The sequence below is a fragment of the Plasticicumulans lactativorans genome, from assembly GCF_004341245.1.
Lineage (GTDB): Bacteria > Pseudomonadota > Gammaproteobacteria > Competibacterales > Competibacteraceae > Plasticicumulans_A > Plasticicumulans_A lactativorans.
This window is the reverse complement of the sequence record NZ_SLWY01000016.1, coordinates 61,502-77,125: the sequence shown is the minus strand read 5'-3', so window position 1 is coordinate 77,125 and position 15,624 is coordinate 61,502. Positions and strand designations below refer to the sequence as shown.

Annotated in this window: 15 protein-coding genes and 1 other RNA gene; 2 read left to right on the top strand and 14 right to left on the bottom strand. The window is 70.9% G+C overall.

Translation table 11 applies throughout. The features are described from left to right. Positions 1-34: 34 nt before the first annotated feature. The 13 genes from murC to rsmI form a co-directional block, all read right to left on the bottom strand. A complete protein-coding gene (murC, locus tag EV699_RS14955; protein WP_132544189.1) occupies positions 35-1,465 on the bottom strand; it encodes a UDP-N-acetylmuramate--L-alanine ligase in 1,431 nt (476 codons plus the stop codon). Further along, the gene (gene murG / locus EV699_RS14950; RefSeq protein WP_243662691.1) at positions 1,462-2,577 is read right to left on the bottom strand and encodes an undecaprenyldiphospho-muramoylpentapeptide beta-N-acetylglucosaminyltransferase; all 1,116 of its coding nucleotides are present in this window, start codon (positions 2,575-2,577) and stop codon (positions 1,462-1,464) included. Before murG ends, murC begins: the two co-directional genes overlap by 4 nt. Next, positions 2,574-3,791, bottom strand: a complete 1,218-nt coding sequence (gene ftsW, locus EV699_RS14945) for a putative lipid II flippase FtsW (protein ID WP_132544187.1) — start codon at positions 3,789-3,791, stop codon at positions 2,574-2,576. Before ftsW ends, murG begins: the two co-directional genes overlap by 4 nt. Beyond that, positions 3,785-5,146: a UDP-N-acetylmuramoyl-L-alanine--D-glutamate ligase gene (gene murD, locus EV699_RS14940; protein ID WP_132544185.1), complete on the bottom strand. Its 1,362-nt coding sequence runs from the start codon at positions 5,144-5,146 to the stop codon at positions 3,785-3,787. Before murD ends, ftsW begins: the two co-directional genes overlap by 7 nt. Then, entirely contained in the window at positions 5,146-6,228 is a 1,083-nt protein-coding gene (gene mraY, locus EV699_RS14935; RefSeq protein ID WP_132544183.1) for a phospho-N-acetylmuramoyl-pentapeptide-transferase, read from the bottom strand. Before mraY ends, murD begins: the two co-directional genes overlap by 1 nt. A 3-nt stretch (positions 6,229-6,231) precedes the next feature. Then, a complete protein-coding gene (locus EV699_RS14930) occupies positions 6,232-7,599 on the bottom strand; it encodes a UDP-N-acetylmuramoyl-tripeptide--D-alanyl-D-alanine ligase (protein WP_132544181.1) in 1,368 nt (455 codons plus the stop codon). Beyond that, the gene (locus EV699_RS14925) at positions 7,596-9,035 is read right to left on the bottom strand and encodes a UDP-N-acetylmuramoyl-L-alanyl-D-glutamate--2,6-diaminopimelate ligase (protein WP_132544288.1); all 1,440 of its coding nucleotides are present in this window, start codon (positions 9,033-9,035) and stop codon (positions 7,596-7,598) included. The genes EV699_RS14930 and EV699_RS14925 overlap by 4 nt, the downstream gene beginning before the upstream one ends. A 38-nt stretch (positions 9,036-9,073) precedes the next feature. Next, positions 9,074-10,831 (bottom strand): peptidoglycan D,D-transpeptidase FtsI family protein, encoded by a 1,758-nt coding sequence (locus EV699_RS14920; protein WP_132544179.1) that lies wholly within the window; start codon positions 10,829-10,831, stop codon positions 9,074-9,076. Beyond that, positions 10,828-11,187, bottom strand: a complete 360-nt coding sequence (gene ftsL, locus EV699_RS14915; RefSeq protein ID WP_132544177.1) for a cell division protein FtsL — start codon at positions 11,185-11,187, stop codon at positions 10,828-10,830. The genes EV699_RS14920 and ftsL overlap by 4 nt, the downstream gene beginning before the upstream one ends. After that, positions 11,187-12,182, bottom strand: a complete 996-nt coding sequence (rsmH, locus tag EV699_RS14910; protein WP_132544286.1) for a 16S rRNA (cytosine(1402)-N(4))-methyltransferase RsmH — start codon at positions 12,180-12,182, stop codon at positions 11,187-11,189. The genes ftsL and rsmH overlap by 1 nt, the downstream gene beginning before the upstream one ends. Then, the gene (gene mraZ, locus EV699_RS14905) at positions 12,130-12,585 is read right to left on the bottom strand and encodes a division/cell wall cluster transcriptional repressor MraZ (RefSeq protein WP_132544175.1); all 456 of its coding nucleotides are present in this window, start codon (positions 12,583-12,585) and stop codon (positions 12,130-12,132) included. The genes rsmH and mraZ overlap by 53 nt, the downstream gene beginning before the upstream one ends. Positions 12,586-12,932: 347 nt before the next feature. Continuing rightward, an RNA gene (gene rnpB, locus EV699_RS14900) (RNase P RNA component class A) lies at positions 12,933-13,281 on the bottom strand. Between the two features lie 23 nt (positions 13,282-13,304). Continuing rightward, on the bottom strand, positions 13,305-14,171 hold the full coding sequence (gene rsmI / locus EV699_RS14895; RefSeq protein WP_132544173.1) for a 16S rRNA (cytidine(1402)-2'-O)-methyltransferase: 867 nt from the start codon (positions 14,169-14,171) through the stop codon (positions 13,305-13,307). Positions 14,172-14,184: 13 nt separating this feature from the next. On the opposite strand from rsmI, the gene EV699_RS14890 reads away from it, so the two are divergent. Both EV699_RS14890 and EV699_RS14885 read left to right on the top strand, forming a co-directional pair. Continuing rightward, entirely contained in the window at positions 14,185-14,589 is a 405-nt protein-coding gene (locus EV699_RS14890) for a YraN family protein (protein ID WP_132544171.1), read from the top strand. Positions 14,590-14,615: 26 nt separating this feature from the next. Beyond that, positions 14,616-15,200: a BON domain-containing protein gene (locus EV699_RS14885; protein WP_132544169.1), complete on the top strand. Its 585-nt coding sequence runs from the start codon at positions 14,616-14,618 to the stop codon at positions 15,198-15,200. A 30-nt stretch (positions 15,201-15,230) separates the two neighbouring features. Here EV699_RS14885 and EV699_RS14880 read toward each other — a convergent pair whose 3' ends face one another. Then, positions 15,231-15,611 carry a ClpXP protease specificity-enhancing factor gene (locus tag EV699_RS14880; RefSeq protein ID WP_132544167.1) on the bottom strand — a complete coding sequence of 127 codons (381 nt, stop codon included), beginning with the start codon at positions 15,609-15,611 and terminating at the stop codon, positions 15,231-15,233. Positions 15,612-15,624 lie beyond the last annotated feature (13 nt).

Here is a 15,624-nt window from a genome sequence, read left to right as displayed (position 1 = left end):
CTGGAAACCCCATCCGACCGGTTGCCCGGCCGCCTCAGCCGGCGAGCGGCAGTCCTTCCTTGCCGAGCCGGGTGGCACAGGCGCCGATGTCGCCGGCCCCCATCAGCAGCAGCAGGTCGCCGTCACGCAGCACCCCCGGCAGCGCCGCCGGCAGGTCCGCGGCACGGTCGACGAACACCGGGTCCACCTGCCCGCGGGCGCGGATCGCCCGTGCCAGCGAGCGCCCATCGGCGCCGGCGATCGGCTTCTCGCCGGCGGCGTAGACGTCGGTCAGCAGCAGCACGTCGACGCCCGACAGCACCTGCGCGAAGTCCTCGAACAGGTCGCGCGTGCGCGAGTAGCGGTGCGGCTGGAACGCCAGCACCAGCCGGCGGTCCGGCCAGCCGCCGCGGATCGCGTCGAGCACCGCGGCGACCTCGCGCGGGTGATGGCCGTAGTCGTCCATCAGCTCGACGCGGCCGCCGTCGGCCAGGCGCAGCTCGCCGTGCTGATGGAAGCGCCGGCCGATGCCCTGGAAACCGATCAGCGCCTCGCGGATCGCCGTCACCGGCACGCCCAGCTCGTGCGCGACGGCGATCGCGGCGAGGGCGTTGAGCACGCTGTGGCGCCCCGGCAGGTTGAGCGTGACCTTGAGCGCCACCGCGCCGCCCGACAGGTGCGCGGTGAAGTGCGTCTGCATGCCGCGCTGCACGATGTCGGTGGCGCGCACGTCGCAGTCCTCGGTGGTGCCGTAGGTGATCACCGGACGGCTCACCCGCGGCAGCACCGCGCGCACCTCGGGGTCGTCGGCGCAGAGCACGGCGAGGCCGTAGAACGGCAGGTGGTGCAGGAACTCGACGAAGGTCTCGCGCAGCCGGCCGAAGTCGCCGCCGTAGGTCGACAGGTGATCGGCGTCGATGTTGGTGACCACCGAGATCATCGGCTGCAGGTACAGGAACGAGGCGTCCGACTCGTCGGCCTCGGCCACCAGGTACTTGCCCGCACCGAGGCGCGCATTGGCGCCGGCGCTGTTGAGGCGGCCGCCGATGACGAAGGTCGGGTCCAGCCCGCCTTCGGCGAGCAGGCTCGCGATCAGGCTGGTGGTGGTGGTCTTGCCGTGGGTGCCGGCGACCGCGATGCCGTAGCGGAAGCGCATCAGCTCGGCGAGCATCTCGGCACGCGGTACCACCGGGATGCGCGCCTCGCGCGCGGCGAGCAGCTCGGGGTTGTCCTCCTGCACCGCGCTGGAGATCACCACGACGTCCTTGCCGGCGACGTGGGCGGCGGCGTGCCCCTGGTAGACCGCGGCCCCCAGCGCCGTGAGGCGCTGCGTGACCGGGTTGCTGGCGAGGTCGGAGCCCGACACCTGGTAGCCGAGATTGAGCAGCACCTCGGCGATGCCGCTCATGCCGGCACCGCCGATGCCGACGAAATGGATGCGACGGATGCGGCGCATGGCCTGCTGTCCGTTCGGGAGAGTGCTCATGGGGTCGAATCCTGTGAGGCGATCGGTGCCGCGGCGGGCAGCGCACGGGTGAGACAGAGGTCGGTGACGCGGCGCGCGGCGTCGGGCCGGGCCAGCCGGCGGGCGGCTTCGGCCATCGCCAGCAGGCCGGCGCGATCGGCCAGGCGCGCGCGCAGTTCGGCGGCGAGGCGCGCGGCCGTCAGCGCGGACTGATCGATCAGGCAGGCCGCACCGCCGCGTTCGAGGTGACGGCCGTTGGCGGTCTGGTGATCGTCCACCGCGTGCGGGAACGGGACCAGCAGGCTCCCGACCCCGGCGGCGGCGAGTTCGGCCACGGTCAGCGCGCCGGCGCGGCACAGTACCAGATCGGCCCAGCCGTAGGCGCCCGCCATGTCGTCGATGAAGGGCTCGAGCTGCGCCTCCACCGCCGCCGTGGCATAGGCGGTGCGGGCCTGTTCGAGCATCTTGCCGCCCGCCTGATGGCGCACCTCGGGGCGTTCGGCGGGGTCGAGCAGGGCCAGCGCCTGCGGCACGACGGCGTTGAGCGCCAGCGCCCCCTGGCTGCCGCCGAGCACCAGCAGCCGCGGCCGGCCCTGGCGCCCGGCGAAGCGCTCCGCCGGCGGCGGCAGCGCGGCGATCGCCGCGCGCACCGGGTTGCCGGTGAGCTGCGCCCGTCGCGCCGGCGGGAAGGCGCCGGGGAAGGCCTCGCAGACCGGGTCGGCGAAGCACGCGAGCACGCGGTTGGTGAGGCCGGCGATGGCGTTCTGCTCGTGCACCGCGAGCGGAATGCCGAGCAGGCGCGCCATCAGCCCGCCCGGGCCGCTGGCGAAGCCGCCCATGCCGAGCGCGAGGCGCGGCCGCAGGCGGCGCAGGATCGCGACCGCCTGCGCGCAGGCGCGCGCCAGCATCCACGGCGCCGCCAGGCGCCGCGCCCAGCCCTTGCCGCGCAGGCCGGCGACGCCGAGCCACTCGATCGGGAAGCCGTGCGCCGGCACCAGCGTCGCCTCCAGGCCGGCGCGGGTGCCGAGCCAGACCACCGGCACGCCGCGCGTGCGCAGCTCGGCCGCCACCGCCAGCGCCGGGAACACGTGCCCGCCGGTGCCGCCCGCCATGATCACCACCGGGCGCGTCACGGGGCACGCACCTTGCGCAGCAGCCGGTCACGGCGCAGGCGCGGGTTCTCGTCGTGGCGCGTCTCGACGTCGGCGCGCAGCAGCAGCGCGTAGGCGACGCACATCACCACCAGCGAGGAACCGCCGAAGCTGATGAAGGGCAGCGTCAGCCCCTTGGTCGGCAGCACCCCCATGTTCACGCCCATGTTGATCAGCGCCTGGAAGCCGATCCACAGGCCGATGCCGTAGGCGAGCGAGGCCGCGAACGGCTGCCGCACCCGCTCGGCGCGCGCGCCGACCTGGAAGGCGCGCACCACGACGACGGTGTACAGGCCGATCAGCGCGAGCACGCCGAGCAGGCCGAGCTCCTCGGCGATGATCGCGAAGACGAAGTCGGTGTAGGCCTCCGGCAGGTAGAAGAGCTTCTGCACCGAGGCGCCGATGCCGACACCGCTCATCTCGCCGCGCCCGATCGCGATCAGCGACTGGGTGAGCTGGAAGCCCTTGTTGAACGGATCCTCCCAGGGGTTGAGGAAGCTCGACAGGCGTGCGCGCCGGTACGGCGAGGACCACAGCAGCACCGCCATGCCCGACACCACCAGCAGCTGCATCGCCGAGAACTGCCAGAAGTTGACGCCGCCGAGGAACACCATGCCGAGCGCGACGAAGATGATCACCATCGCGGCGCCGAAGTCGGGCTCCATCAGCAGCAGCAGCGCGAGCACGCCGAGCACCAGCAGCGGGCGGATCATCGCGACGATCGAGGTGCGCAGCTCGGCGCCGTGCCGGCGCAGGTAGCCGGCGACGTAGACGATCGCGAACAGCTTGGCGAGCTCCGACACCTGCACGTTCATGATGCCGAGCGGGATCCAGCGCCACGAGCCGTTGACGCGCCGGCCGATGCCGGGCACCAGCACCAGCACCAGCAGGCCCATCACCACGAGCAGCAGCATCGGCCCGCGCTGGTACCAGGTCTCGGTGTTGATGTGGTAGGCGAAGTAGCCGAGCACCACGCCGAGCGTCACGTAGGCGCACTGCCGGTAGAGGAAGTAGAAGGGCTGGCCGGCCTGCCGGTCGGCGATCGGCATCGACGCCGAGGTGACCATCAGCACGCCGAGCGCGAGCAGCAAGAGCGCCGGGAACACCAGCCACGGGTCGAGCGGCGGCAGCGGCCCGGTGCTGTCTTCGGTGCGTGGCGGGCGCACCCGCGCGAGCACGCCGGCGATGTTCAGCATCCGGCAGCCCTCCGCGCAGCGGCGGCGAACACCCGGCCGCGTTCGGCGTAGTCCTTGAACATGTCGAGGCTCGCGCAGGCCGGCGACAGCAGCACGCTGTCGCCCGGGCGGGCGAGGCGCGCGGCGAGTTCCACCGCGGCGTCCATCGAGCCGGCGTGGTGCACCTCGACGCAGCCGTCCAGGGCCCGCGCGACCAGCGCGGCGTCGCGCCCGATCAGCACCGCCGCGCGCACCTTGCCGGCGAACGCGGCGGCGAGCGGGGCGAAGTCCTGCCCCTTGCCGTCACCGCCGGCGATCACCACCAGCGGGCCGGACAGGCCGGCGACGGCGGCGACGGTGGCACCGACGTTGGTGCCCTTGGAATCGTCGAACCAGCGCACGCCGGCTCCTTCGACGACCAGCTGGGTGCGGTGCGCCAGCCCGGCGAAGTCGCGCGCGGCCCGCGTCATCGCCGCGCGCTCCAGACCGAGTGCATCGCCCAGCGCGAAGCAGGCGAGCACGTTGGCGAGGTTGTGCCGGCCGCCGATGCGCAACTCGTCGGCGGCGAGCAGGGGCTCGTCGCCGTGGGCGAGCCACACGCGGGCGTCGCGCTCGACCGTGCCGTACTCGCCCTGCCCCGGCACGCCCAGGCGGAAGCGCCGCACCACGCGGTCGCTCGCGGCCATCGCCTCGACCAGCGGGTCGTCGGCGTTCACCACCATCACCCCGCCGCCGCGGAACACGCGGCGCTTGGCCTCGGCGTAGTCCCACACCGAGGCGTAGCGGTCCATGTGGTCCGGGCTCAGGTTGAGCACGGTCGCCGCCGCGGCGTTCAGGCTGGCAGTGGTCTCGAGCTGGAAGCTCGACAGTTCGAGCACGTAGAGGTCGGGCCGCTGCCCGGCGTGCTCGGTGGTGCGCCAGAGATCGAGCGCCGCGGTGCCGAGGTTGCCGCCGACGGCCACCGTGCGCCCGGCCGCCGCGGCCATCTCGCCGAGCAGCGTGGTGACGGTGCTCTTGCCGTTGGAGCCGGTGATCGCCGCCACCGGCACCGTGCTGAGGCGCGCCAGCAGCTCGATGTCGCCCCACACCGGGATGCCGGCGGCGACCGCGGCGCGCACCGCCGGGGTGGCGAGCGCCACGCCGGGGCTCGTCAGCAGGCGTGCGGCGCGCGTGAACACCGCCGCGTCGAAGCCGCCGAGGTGGACCGCCACCTCGGGATGCTCGCGCGCGAGCGTGTCGAGGCCGGGCGGGTGCGGGCGCGAATCGGCCACCGCGACCTCGGCCCCGAGCGCACGCAGCGCGCGCACCGCCGACAGACCGGATACTCCCAGTCCGACGACGAGCGTGAGACCGGTGAGATCGTGCCACGTGTCCATCAACGCACCTTGAGCGTGGCGAGCCCGATCAGCACCAGAATCACGGTGATGATCCAGAAGCGCACGATCACGCGCGGTTCGGGCCAGCCCTTGAGTTCGAAGTGGTGGTGCAGCGGCGCCATGCGGAAGATGCGCCGGCCGGTGAGCTTGTAGGAGCCGACCTGCAGAATCACCGAAACGGTCTCCATCACGAACACGCCCCCCATGATCACCAGCACGATCTCCTGGCGCACCACCACGGCGATCGCGCCGAGCGCGGCACCGAGCGCCAGCGCGCCGACGTCGCCCATGAACACCTGCGCCGGGTAGGCGTTGAACCAGAGGAAGCCGAGGCCGGCGCCGAAGATCGCGGCGCAGAACACGATCACCTCGCCCACCCCCGGCACGTGCGGGATGCCGAGGTAGTTGGCGAAGATCGCGTTGCCGGAGAGGTAGGCGAAGATGCCGAAGGCGCCCGCCACCATCACAGTGGGCATGATCGCGAGGCCGTCGAGGCCGTCGGTCAGGTTCACCGCGTTGCTCGAACCGACGATCACGAAATAGGTGAGCGGGATGAACCACAGCCCGAGGTCGAGCTTGACGCTCTTGAACAGCGGCACGATCAGCTGCGTCTCGGTCGGGTTGCTCGCCAGCAGGTACAGCACCACCGCCGCGGCCAGGCCGAACAGCGATTGCCAGGCGTACTTGGCGCGCGCCGACAGCCCCTTGGAGTTCTTCAGCACCAGCTTGCGGTAGTCGTCCATCCAGCCGATGGCGCCGAAGGCGAGCGTCACCAGCAGCACGACCCAGATGTACTTGTTGCGCAGGTCGGCCCACAGCAGCGTCGACAGCGCGATCGCCACCAGGATCAACGCCCCGCCCATGGTCGGCGTGCCGGCCTTGGACAGGTGCGACTGCGGCCCGTCGCTGCGCACGTGCTGGCCGATCTGGTAGAGGCTGAGCCGGCGGATCATCGCCGGCCCCACCAGCAGCGCGAAGAACAGGGCCGTGAGCACGCCGAGGATCGCCCGCAGCGTGAGGTATCGGAAAACGTCGAAACCGCTGTAGAGCTTGGTCAGCAGTTCGAAAAGAAAGACCAGCATGGTCTAGTGAGCCCCCGCCGCAGGGTCGTGGTTGTCGATCGCGAGCGCCGAAACGACCCGCTCCATGCGCGCCGAACGCGAGCCCTTGACCAGTACGGTCGGGCCACCGGCGTCGGCGAGCGCGGCATCGAGAGCGGCGATGAGGTCCTCGATGCCGGTGAAATGGACCGCCGCCGCCCCGAAGGCGGCCGCGGCGTGGCGGCTGTGTTCGCCGCAGGCGAACAGCCGGGTGAAACCGCAGCGGCGGGCTTGGGCACCGCTCGCGGCGTGCAGTTCCGCGGCACGCGCGCCGAGTTCGCCCATGTCGCCCAGCACCAGCCAGTGGCTGCCGGGTTCGCTGCCGAGCGTCTCCAGCGCGGCACCGAGCGAGGCCGGGTTGGCGTTGTAGGTGTCGTCGATCAGCACACAGCCGTGGCGCCCGGCGCGGCGCTGGAAGCGCCCGGCGACGCCTTCCAGGCCTTCGAGCCCGGCGCGCACGTCGGCGAGCGTGGCGCCGACCGCCAGCGCGGCGGCGGTGGCGGCGCAGGCGTTGCGCAGGTTGTGGCGGCCGGCGAGCGGCAGCGTGAGCTCGACCTCGCCGACCGGCGTGACCAGCACGTAGCGCCGCGCGGCGGCATCGAGCACGCGCGCGCTCAGCGTCGCCGGCTGGTCGAGGCCGAACTCGAGCACCGGCCGGCCGGCGCAGCGGCTGCGCCAGTAGTCGGCGTAGGCGTCGTCGGCGTTGATCACCGCGGTCGCGCCGGCCGGCAGGTGCTCGAACAGCTCGCCCTTGGCGCGGGCGACACCGTCGAGATCGCCGAAGCCCTCCAGGTGGCAGGGGCCGGCATTGTTGACCACCCCGACCTGCGGACGCGCGAGCCGCGTCAGGTAGGCGATCTCGCCCGGGTGGTTGGCGCCCATCTCGATCACCGCGTAGGCCTGGGCATCGAGCCCGAGCAGGGTCAGCGGCACGCCGATGTCGTTGTTCAGATTGCCCCGCGTCGCCAGGGTCGGACCACGCTGGCGCAGGATCGCGGCGATCATCTCCTTCAGCGTGGTCTTGCCGTTGCTGCCGGTGAGCCCGACCAGCGGCCCGCGGAAGCGCTCGCGGTTGTACGCACCGAGGCGGCCGAGCGCGAGCAGGGTGTCGGCCACCACCAGCTGCGGCAGCTCGCAGGCGACGCGCCGGCTCACCAGCGCGCCGACCGCACCGCGGCTGCGCGCGGCGTCGACGAAGGCGTGGCCGTCGAAGTGCGGCCCGCTGAGCGCGACGAACAGCTCGCCGCCGACGAGGCTGCGGGTGTCGGTGCTGACCGCGGTGAACTCGGCGTCGCCGCCGACCAGTTCGGCGCCGAACACGCCGACCAGTTGCGACAGGCGCAGCGGCCTCATGCGGCCCCCTCGAACCAGGCGGCGACCTCGGCGCGGTCGCTGAAATCGAGCCGCTCGTCGCCGATGAGCTGGTAGTCCTCGTGCCCCTTGCCGGCGATCAGCACGATGTCGCCCGCGCCGGCCGCCGCCAGCGCCGCCCGGATCGCGCGCCGGCGGTCGCCGATCACGCTGGCGCGCGCCGGCTCGCGCAGGCCGGCGAGGATGTCGGCGACGATGCCGGCCGGGTCCTCGCGCCGCGGGTTGTCGTGAGTGACGATCACCTGGTCGGCGAGGCGCTCGGCGATCGCGCCCATCTGCGGGCGCTTGCCGGCATCGCGGTCGCCGCCGCAGCCGAACACGCAGGTGAGCCGCCCGGCCGCGTGCTCGCGCAGCGCCTGCAGCACCGATTCGAGCGCGTGCGGGGTGTGTGCGTAGTCGACCACCGCGAGCGGGCGCGCACCGCCGCCGAAGCGCTCCATGCGCCCGGCCACCGTCGACACCCGGCCGACGCGCGCGAGCGCCTCGTCGAAGGGCAGGTCGAGCGCGAGCAGCGTCGCCAGCGCGGCGAGCAGGTTGGCGGCGTTGAAACGCCCGAACAGCGCACTGCGCAGCTCGCCGCTGCCGCGATGGCTGTGCACGGTCAGCGTCAGGCCACCGCCGTCGAGACGCAGCCCCTCACCCCGGACCCAGCCGGCGAGCCCGGCGGCGGGCCGCGCGCCGAAGCCGTAGCCGATCACCGGACGGGTGTCGCCCAGGCGTTCGGCGAGGGCGGCGCCGAAGCCGTCGTCGAGGTTCAGCACCGCCTGCGCCGGTGCGAGTTCGGTGAACAGGCGCGCCTTGGCGGCGGCGTAGGCGTCCGTCGAGCCGTGGAAATCGAGGTGGTCGCGGGTGAGGTTGGTGAGCACCGCGACCGCGAAGCGCACCGCCTCGACGCGGTGCTGCGCCAGCGCGTGCGAGGACACCTCCATCGCCGCGTAGCGGGCCCCGGTGTCGCGGAACGCCGCCAGCCAGCGCTGCACCGCGAGCGCATCGGGCGTGGTGTGGCTCGCCATGACGGTGTGGCCGCGCAGGCCGTAGCCCAGCGTGCCGAGGATGCCCGCGGGGCGCCCGGCCTCGCTCAGGGCCTCGGCGACGAAGTGCGCGACCGAGGTCTTGCCGTCGGTGCCGGTGACGCCGACCACCGCGAGCGTGGCCGAGGGCGCCTCGAACCAGCGGTCGGCGATGCGGCTGAGGTGGCGGCCGAGCGATGGCACCTCGACCAGCGGCAACCGGCTCGTCACCGGCGCGTGCGGTGGCTCCCACGCCACGGCGGCCGCGCCGGCGGCCTCGGCGGCGGCGAGGAAATCGAGGCCGTGGTGCGTCAGGCCGCGGGCGGCCAGGAACAGGTCGCCCGCCCGCAGCGCCCGGCTGTCGAGCGCGAGACCGCTGACGTCGCACGCCGGAACGGCGTCCGCCATCCCGGCGAGCAGTTCCGGCAGGCGGCGGCTGGCCGGCCTCACGGTCGCACCCGGCTGGCAGCGTTGGGGGAGGTGGCCGTGCTCGCCACGGTACCGAGCGGCTGGCGCTTCGGGTCGACGACGTTGTCCGGCGGCACGTTGAGGATGCGCAGCGCCCCGGCCATCACCTTGCTGAACACCGGCGCGGCGACCAGCCCGCCGTAGTAGGACTTGCCCTTGGGGTCGTCGACGATGACGACCATCGCCAGGCGCGGCTTGCTGAGTGGCGCGAAGCCGGCGAACACCGAGTAGTAGTTGTTCTTGGCATAGCCGCGCCCGATGATCTTGTGCACGGTGCCGGTCTTGCCGCCGACCCGGTAGCCGGGGACGCTCGCCTGGATCGCGGTGCCGTCGCGGCTGACCACGGCTTCGAGCATCGGGAAGAGCTTGCGTACCGTCGTCTCCGACAGGATGCGTTCGCCGGCGGGCGGCTGCGTGACCTTGACCAGCGACACCGGGCGGATCACGCCGCCCGAGGCGAGCGCGGCATAGGCGCGGGCCAGTTGCAGCGGCGTCATCGAGATGCCGTAGCCGAAGCTCTGGTTGGCATGGCCGATCGTGCTCCAGCGCGAGTAGTGCGCGAGCCATCCACCCTGCTCGCCGGGAAAGCCGATGTCGGTGGGCCGGCCGAAGCCGAGCTTGCGGAACAGGTCCCAGAGCTTCTCGGCGGGCATCGACAAGGCGATCTTGGTGGCGCCGACGTTGCTCGACTTGATGATCACGCGCGAAACGTCGATCAGGCCGTAGTTGTGCGTGTCCTTGACCGTGTAGCGGCCGACGCTCATGTAGCCGGGGCTGGTGTTGATCGGCGTTTCCGGGGTGTAGCGGCCGCTTTCGAGGCCGAGCGCGACGGTGAAGGGCTTCATCACCGAGCCCGGCTCGTAGACGTCGGTGAGCGCGCGGTTGCGCAGCAGGTCGCTCTTCAGTTCCTGGCGGTTGTTCGGGTTGACCGCCGGCTGGTTGACCATCGCCAGCACTTCGCCGGTGTTCACGTCGAGCACCACCGCCGACGCAGCGGCAGCGTGGTGCTCGATCATCGCCGCCTTGACCGCGCGATAGGCGAGGTACTGGATGCGGCGGTCGATCGACAGCGCGACGTCGCGCCCCGGCTGCGGCTCGCGCACGCTCTCGACGTCCTCGACGATGCGCCCGAGGCGATCCTTGATGACGCTCTTCTCGCCCTGCACGCCCTGCAGCTCGCGGTTGTGCGCGAGCTCGATGCCTTCCTGGCCCTCGTCGTCGATGTTGGTGAAACCGAGCAGGTGCGAGGTGACCTCGGCGGCCGGGTAGTAGCGCCGGTACTCGCGCTGCAGGAACACGCCGGGCACGCCGAGGGAGGCCACGCGGTGCGCGGCATCGGGCTCCATCGCCCGCTTCAGGTACATGAACTCCTTCTCGCCGCGCGCGAGCACCTTGCTTTCGAGCTCGGCGACGTTGATGTCGAGCATCCGCGCGAGTTCGGGCAGGCGCTCGCGGTGCGCGAGCAGGGTCGGGGGATGCGCCCAGACGCTGTCGACCGGCGAGCTCACCGCCAGCGGCTCACCGTTGCGGTCCAGTACCATGCCGCGGTGCGCGGGCACCGCGACGGTGCGCAGGAAGCGCTCGTCGCCCTGGCCCTGCAGGAACTCGGTGTCGATCACCTGCAGGTAGACGGCACGCGCGAAGATGCCGACGGCGGCCGCGCCCAGCAGGGCGAGCGCGAGCCGCCGCCGGTTGGCCGACCAGGACTGACGGGACGAACGGGTGGGCGCTTTCATCGGATCACGTAGATCACCGCCTCGGGAGCGGGGATGGCCATGTCGAGACGGCTGCGCGCGGCCTGGTCGATGACCGATTCGGTCGCGAGCGTGCTTTGCTCGAGCTGCAGCTGCCCCCACTCGATCTCGAGATCGTCGCGGGCGGTCTGCAGGCTCTGGAGTTCGATGAACAACTTGCGGCTCTGGTGCTTGGTGTGGACCAGGGCGATCGCACTCGCCACGATGGCCGCCAGCAACACCAGCACCGGTAACAGGTTGCGCCCGACGAGATCCTCCTCGCCGGGCTCCGGAACCAGCCGTACCGTTTCCGTCGCGGCGGCGGCGGAAACCTCGGTGTGCTGCGCTGAAAGCGACATTACAGACGCTCCGCAGCCCGCAACACGGCACTGCGCGCACGTGGATTGGCGTCGAGCTCCTCTGCTCCCGGATGCACCGCCTTGCCCACCAGGCGCAGGGTGGCGCCGTGATGCGCGCCGGTGATCGGCAGATCCGGCGGCAGGTCCGCGCCGCGCGCGCAGCTGCGCAGGAAACGCTTGACGATGCGGTCCTCGAGCGAATGGAAGCTGATCACCACCAGCCGCCCGCCGTGCGCGAGCAGATCGACCGCCTGCGCGAGCGCGCTCTGCAGCTCTTCGAGCTCGCGGTTGACATGGATGCGGATGGCCTGGAAGGTGCGCGTGGCCGGATGCTTGCCGCGCTCGCGCGTCGGCACCGCCTCCGCCACGATGCTGGCGAGGCGCCCGGTCGCGGTGATCGGCGCCTGCGCGCGCGCGCCCACGATTGCGCGCGCGACCCGCCGGTGGAACCGCTCCTCTCCGAGATCGCGCAGGACGCCGCCGATTTCGGCTTCGTCCGCGCGCGCCAGCCACTCGGCGGCGCTTTCGTCCTGAGTGGGGTCCATGCGCATGTCGAGCGGGCCGTCGCGCAGGAAGCTGAAGCCGCGCTGCGGATCGTCGAGCTGCGGCGACGACACCCCCAGGTCGAAGAGGATGCCGTCAAGCCGACCGGCCAGATCGCGCGACCGCACGACGTCGGCCAGCGCACTGAAAGCCGTCGCCTCGAAACTGAAGCGGGAGTCGTTGACCGCGAGCTCGGCTGCTGCCGCGGCGGCGGCCGGATCACGGTCGAGCGCCAGCAGGCAGCCTTTCGAGCCGAGCCGGGCCAGGATCGCGCGCGCATGTCCGCCGCGGCCGAAGGTCGCATCGACATAGCGACCTTCGGGCCCGACGCGCAAGGCATCGAGCGCCTCGTTCAACAGCACGGACTGGTGCACCGGACGAAAACCCCTGGGTTGTCGATCAAAACGCCAGCGATTCGAGATCGCCGGGAAGCTCGCCGTCTTCGCCTTCATCCTCAGCCAGCCATTCATCCCTGAGGCGATGCCACGTCGGTTCGTCCCAGAGTTCAAACTTGTTGCCCTGCCCGACCAGCACCACGTGCTTGTCGAGCTTCGCGAATTCACGTAGGGGAGCCGGTAGCAAGACACGTCCGCTGCCATCGAGATCGAGTTCTTCCGCGTGCCCCATCAAGAGCCGCTTCAAGCTGCGCGCACGTTTATTGGTACTGGACAGGCGTACCAGTTTGGCTTCGACCTCTTCCCAATCGGGAAGCGGATATATCAAGAGACAACCATCACGATCGACCGTAACCACCAGATGCCCGCCGCAGCGCTCGATCAGCCGATCCCGATGCTTGGCAGGCATCGAAATCCGTCCTTTCGCATCGAGCGTCAATGGCGAAACACCTCTGAACAACCTCCCGCCCCCTTTGCGTGGGTCGGCGAACCATCGCGCTCCACTCCGCCCCACTTTTTGACACTATAGGTACCGCTCTTCATACGTGTCAAGGAAACCCGCCCGGGCGGAGGCACGATTATTCTTTTCTCCACAACAGCTTATATTCTCTTGAACAACAAAAGTATCAATCATACAACAGCGCAATGCGCAGTTGTATAAGCGACTCACTCGAGATCACGAAGGCCGAGACAGGGGCGGTTCAGTTGCTCAGAAAGTCATCCCGCACGAGTGCCGGACCTGCACTCGCCGCACACTCTGGGGATGCCATCGGGACAGGCCGCGGACACGGCGCAGCGGAGCGAGAAAGGGGAAGTTGGCCTGTAAGCCGGGTTCTGTCGAGGACGATCATTCATCTGCGACGCCTGTCACCAGACGCCTGTAGCGACCTACCCGGGGGCCGTGCGGGCCACACGTATCGCCCCCCTATTTGGTCTTGCTCCGAGCGGGGTTTTCCCTGCCGTTCCTGTTGCCAGGAACGCGGTGCGCTCTTACCGCACCATTTCACCCTTACCGGCCCTTGCGGGCTTAGGCGGTGTATTTTCTGTGGCACTTTCCGTGGGCTCACGCCCCCCAGGCGTTACCTGGCGCCCTGCCCTGCGGAGCCCGGACTTTCCTCTGCCCCCGTGTGAGGACAGCGATCGCCCGGCCAACTTCCGGCACGGATTGTGTGCCCGGCGTCACTCGATGACAACCTTTTTGTGCGCCGCAATAGACGTGGCGAGCGCATACAGCGCGTTCTTGCGCCGCCCGGTGAGGCGGGCCGCCAGGCTCACCGCCTGCTTGACCGGTACCTCGTCGAGCAGGATGGCCAGCACGCGCTCGACCTCGGCATCGGGCGCCTGCTCGTCGCGCGCCTCGGCCCCCTGCAGCATCACGACGAACTCGCCCCGGCGCCGGTTGGCATCGGCCGCCACGCCCGCCTCGACCTCGGCGAGCGTCCCTCCCAGCAATTCCTCGAAGAGCTTGGTCAACTCGCGCGCGACGACGGCCTCGCGCGCGTCGCCGAACGCCGCGCGCATGTCGGCGAGGCACTCGGCGATGCGATGGCTGGACTCGAAGAAGACCAGCGTGCGGGTTTCGGCTGCCAGCGCCGCCAGTCGCGCCCGCCGCGCCGCCGGCTTGGCCGGCAGGAAACCTTCGAACACGAAGCGATCGGTCGGCAAGCCGGCGACCGACAAGGCGGCCAGCAGACTGCTCGGGCCCGGTACGGCGATGACGCGGTAGCCCGCCAGACGCGCCGCCCGTACCAGCCTGAAGCCGGGGTCCGAAACCAGCGGAGTGCCGGCGTCGGACACCAGGGCGAGCCGACGACCGGCGGCCAGTTCGGCGAGCAGTTCGGGCACCCGCTCGCGCTCGTTGTGCTCGTGCACCGCGGTCAACGGCGTATCGATGCCGAAGTGGCGAAACAACTGGCGCGTGTGGCGCGTGTCCTCGGCAGCGACGAGATCGACCTGCGACAGCACCTCCCGCGCCCGCGGACTCAGGTCCTGCAAGTTGCCTATCGGCGTGGCGACCACGTATAAAGCGGCGGACTGTAAGGACACCGGACTCTCACCCTTGGCTGCAAGAAAGCCCCCGGGACACAACGATCCGGGCGCCGAGAACCTCAGCCCCGCACAGCGGCGGGGCCGTGTCGGCGAAGACCAGGCCCTGCACTACCTCGAAGGACAGGGGCTGCGTCTCGTCGCGCGCAATGTGCGTTACCCCGTCGGGGAACTCGATATCGTCATGCTCGACGGCGACTGCCTCGTCTTCGTCGAGGTGCGCCGCCGCCGCGATGCCGGCTTCGGCAGCCCGGCGGAGTCGGTCACCCGCAGCAAGCAGCAACGCCTGATCCGCGCCGCGCAGTACTACCTCGTGCAGCACCCGCATCGCGCCGGTTGCCGTTTCGACGTGATCGCCATCACCCCCGGCCCCTGCGAAGCGCGACTCGAATGGATCCGCGACGCCTTTTCCGCCTGACCCAGCTCACGCCGAGGACACCGGACATGAAGCCCCTCACCCGCTCCGCCCTGATCGCTCTCGCCTGTGCGCCGCTGCTCGGCGGCTGTGCGGGCCTGTTCGTCGGTGGCGCCGCCACCGCGGTCAGCGTCGCGCACGATCGCCGTACCGCAGGCACCGTCGTCGAGGACGAGAGCATCGAAACCAAGTCCGTCGGCGACCTCGATCGCGCCGGCCTCAACGGCCGCGCGCACATCAACGTCACCAGCTACAACCGGGTCGTGCTGCTCAGCGGTGAGGTGCCGGATCAGGCCTCGCGCGCGCGGGCCGAAAGCATCGTCGGCAACGTCGCCGAAGTACGCAGCGTCTTCAACGAACTCGCCGTGGCCTCCAACAGTTCGTTGGGCAGCCGCAGCAGCGATACGTGGATCACCACCAAGGTCAAGTCGGCCCTGCTGGAAGTGGACGGCATCCGGGATTTCGACCCGACGCGGGTCAAGGTCGTCACCGAACGCGGCATCGTCTACCTGATGGGCCTGGTGCGTCAGAGCGAAGCCGAGAGCGTGACCCGCAGCGTGCGCCGCGTGAGCGGCGTACAGCGCGTCGTCCGCCTCTTCGAATACATGGACTGAGGCCGGGAGCGCTGCCGCCGCACCGGCGGCCTATTTCACGATCTTCAGCGCCGGCCGCTTGCTGCGCTCGGGTTGTGACGGGGGCGGGGGCGGCTCGTCCCCCGGCTCTTCCGGGAACGCCGTCCCCTGGCCATTCTCACGCGCATAGATGGCCATCACCGCACCGACCGGCACCCGCACCTGACGTGCGACGCCGCCGAAGCGGGCACTGAATTCGATCCAGTCATTGCCCAGTTGCAGCGTCTGCACCGCCGTCGGGCTCACGTTCAGCACGATGCGCCCCTCGTGCACGTGCTGTGGCGGAACGTCGACGCCGGCCGCTTCAGCGTTGACGAGCATGTGGGGGGTCAGGTCGTTATCGAGTATCCACTCGTAGAGGGCGCGGATCAGATAGGGGCGGTTGGACGTCATTTGGGGGCTCGGA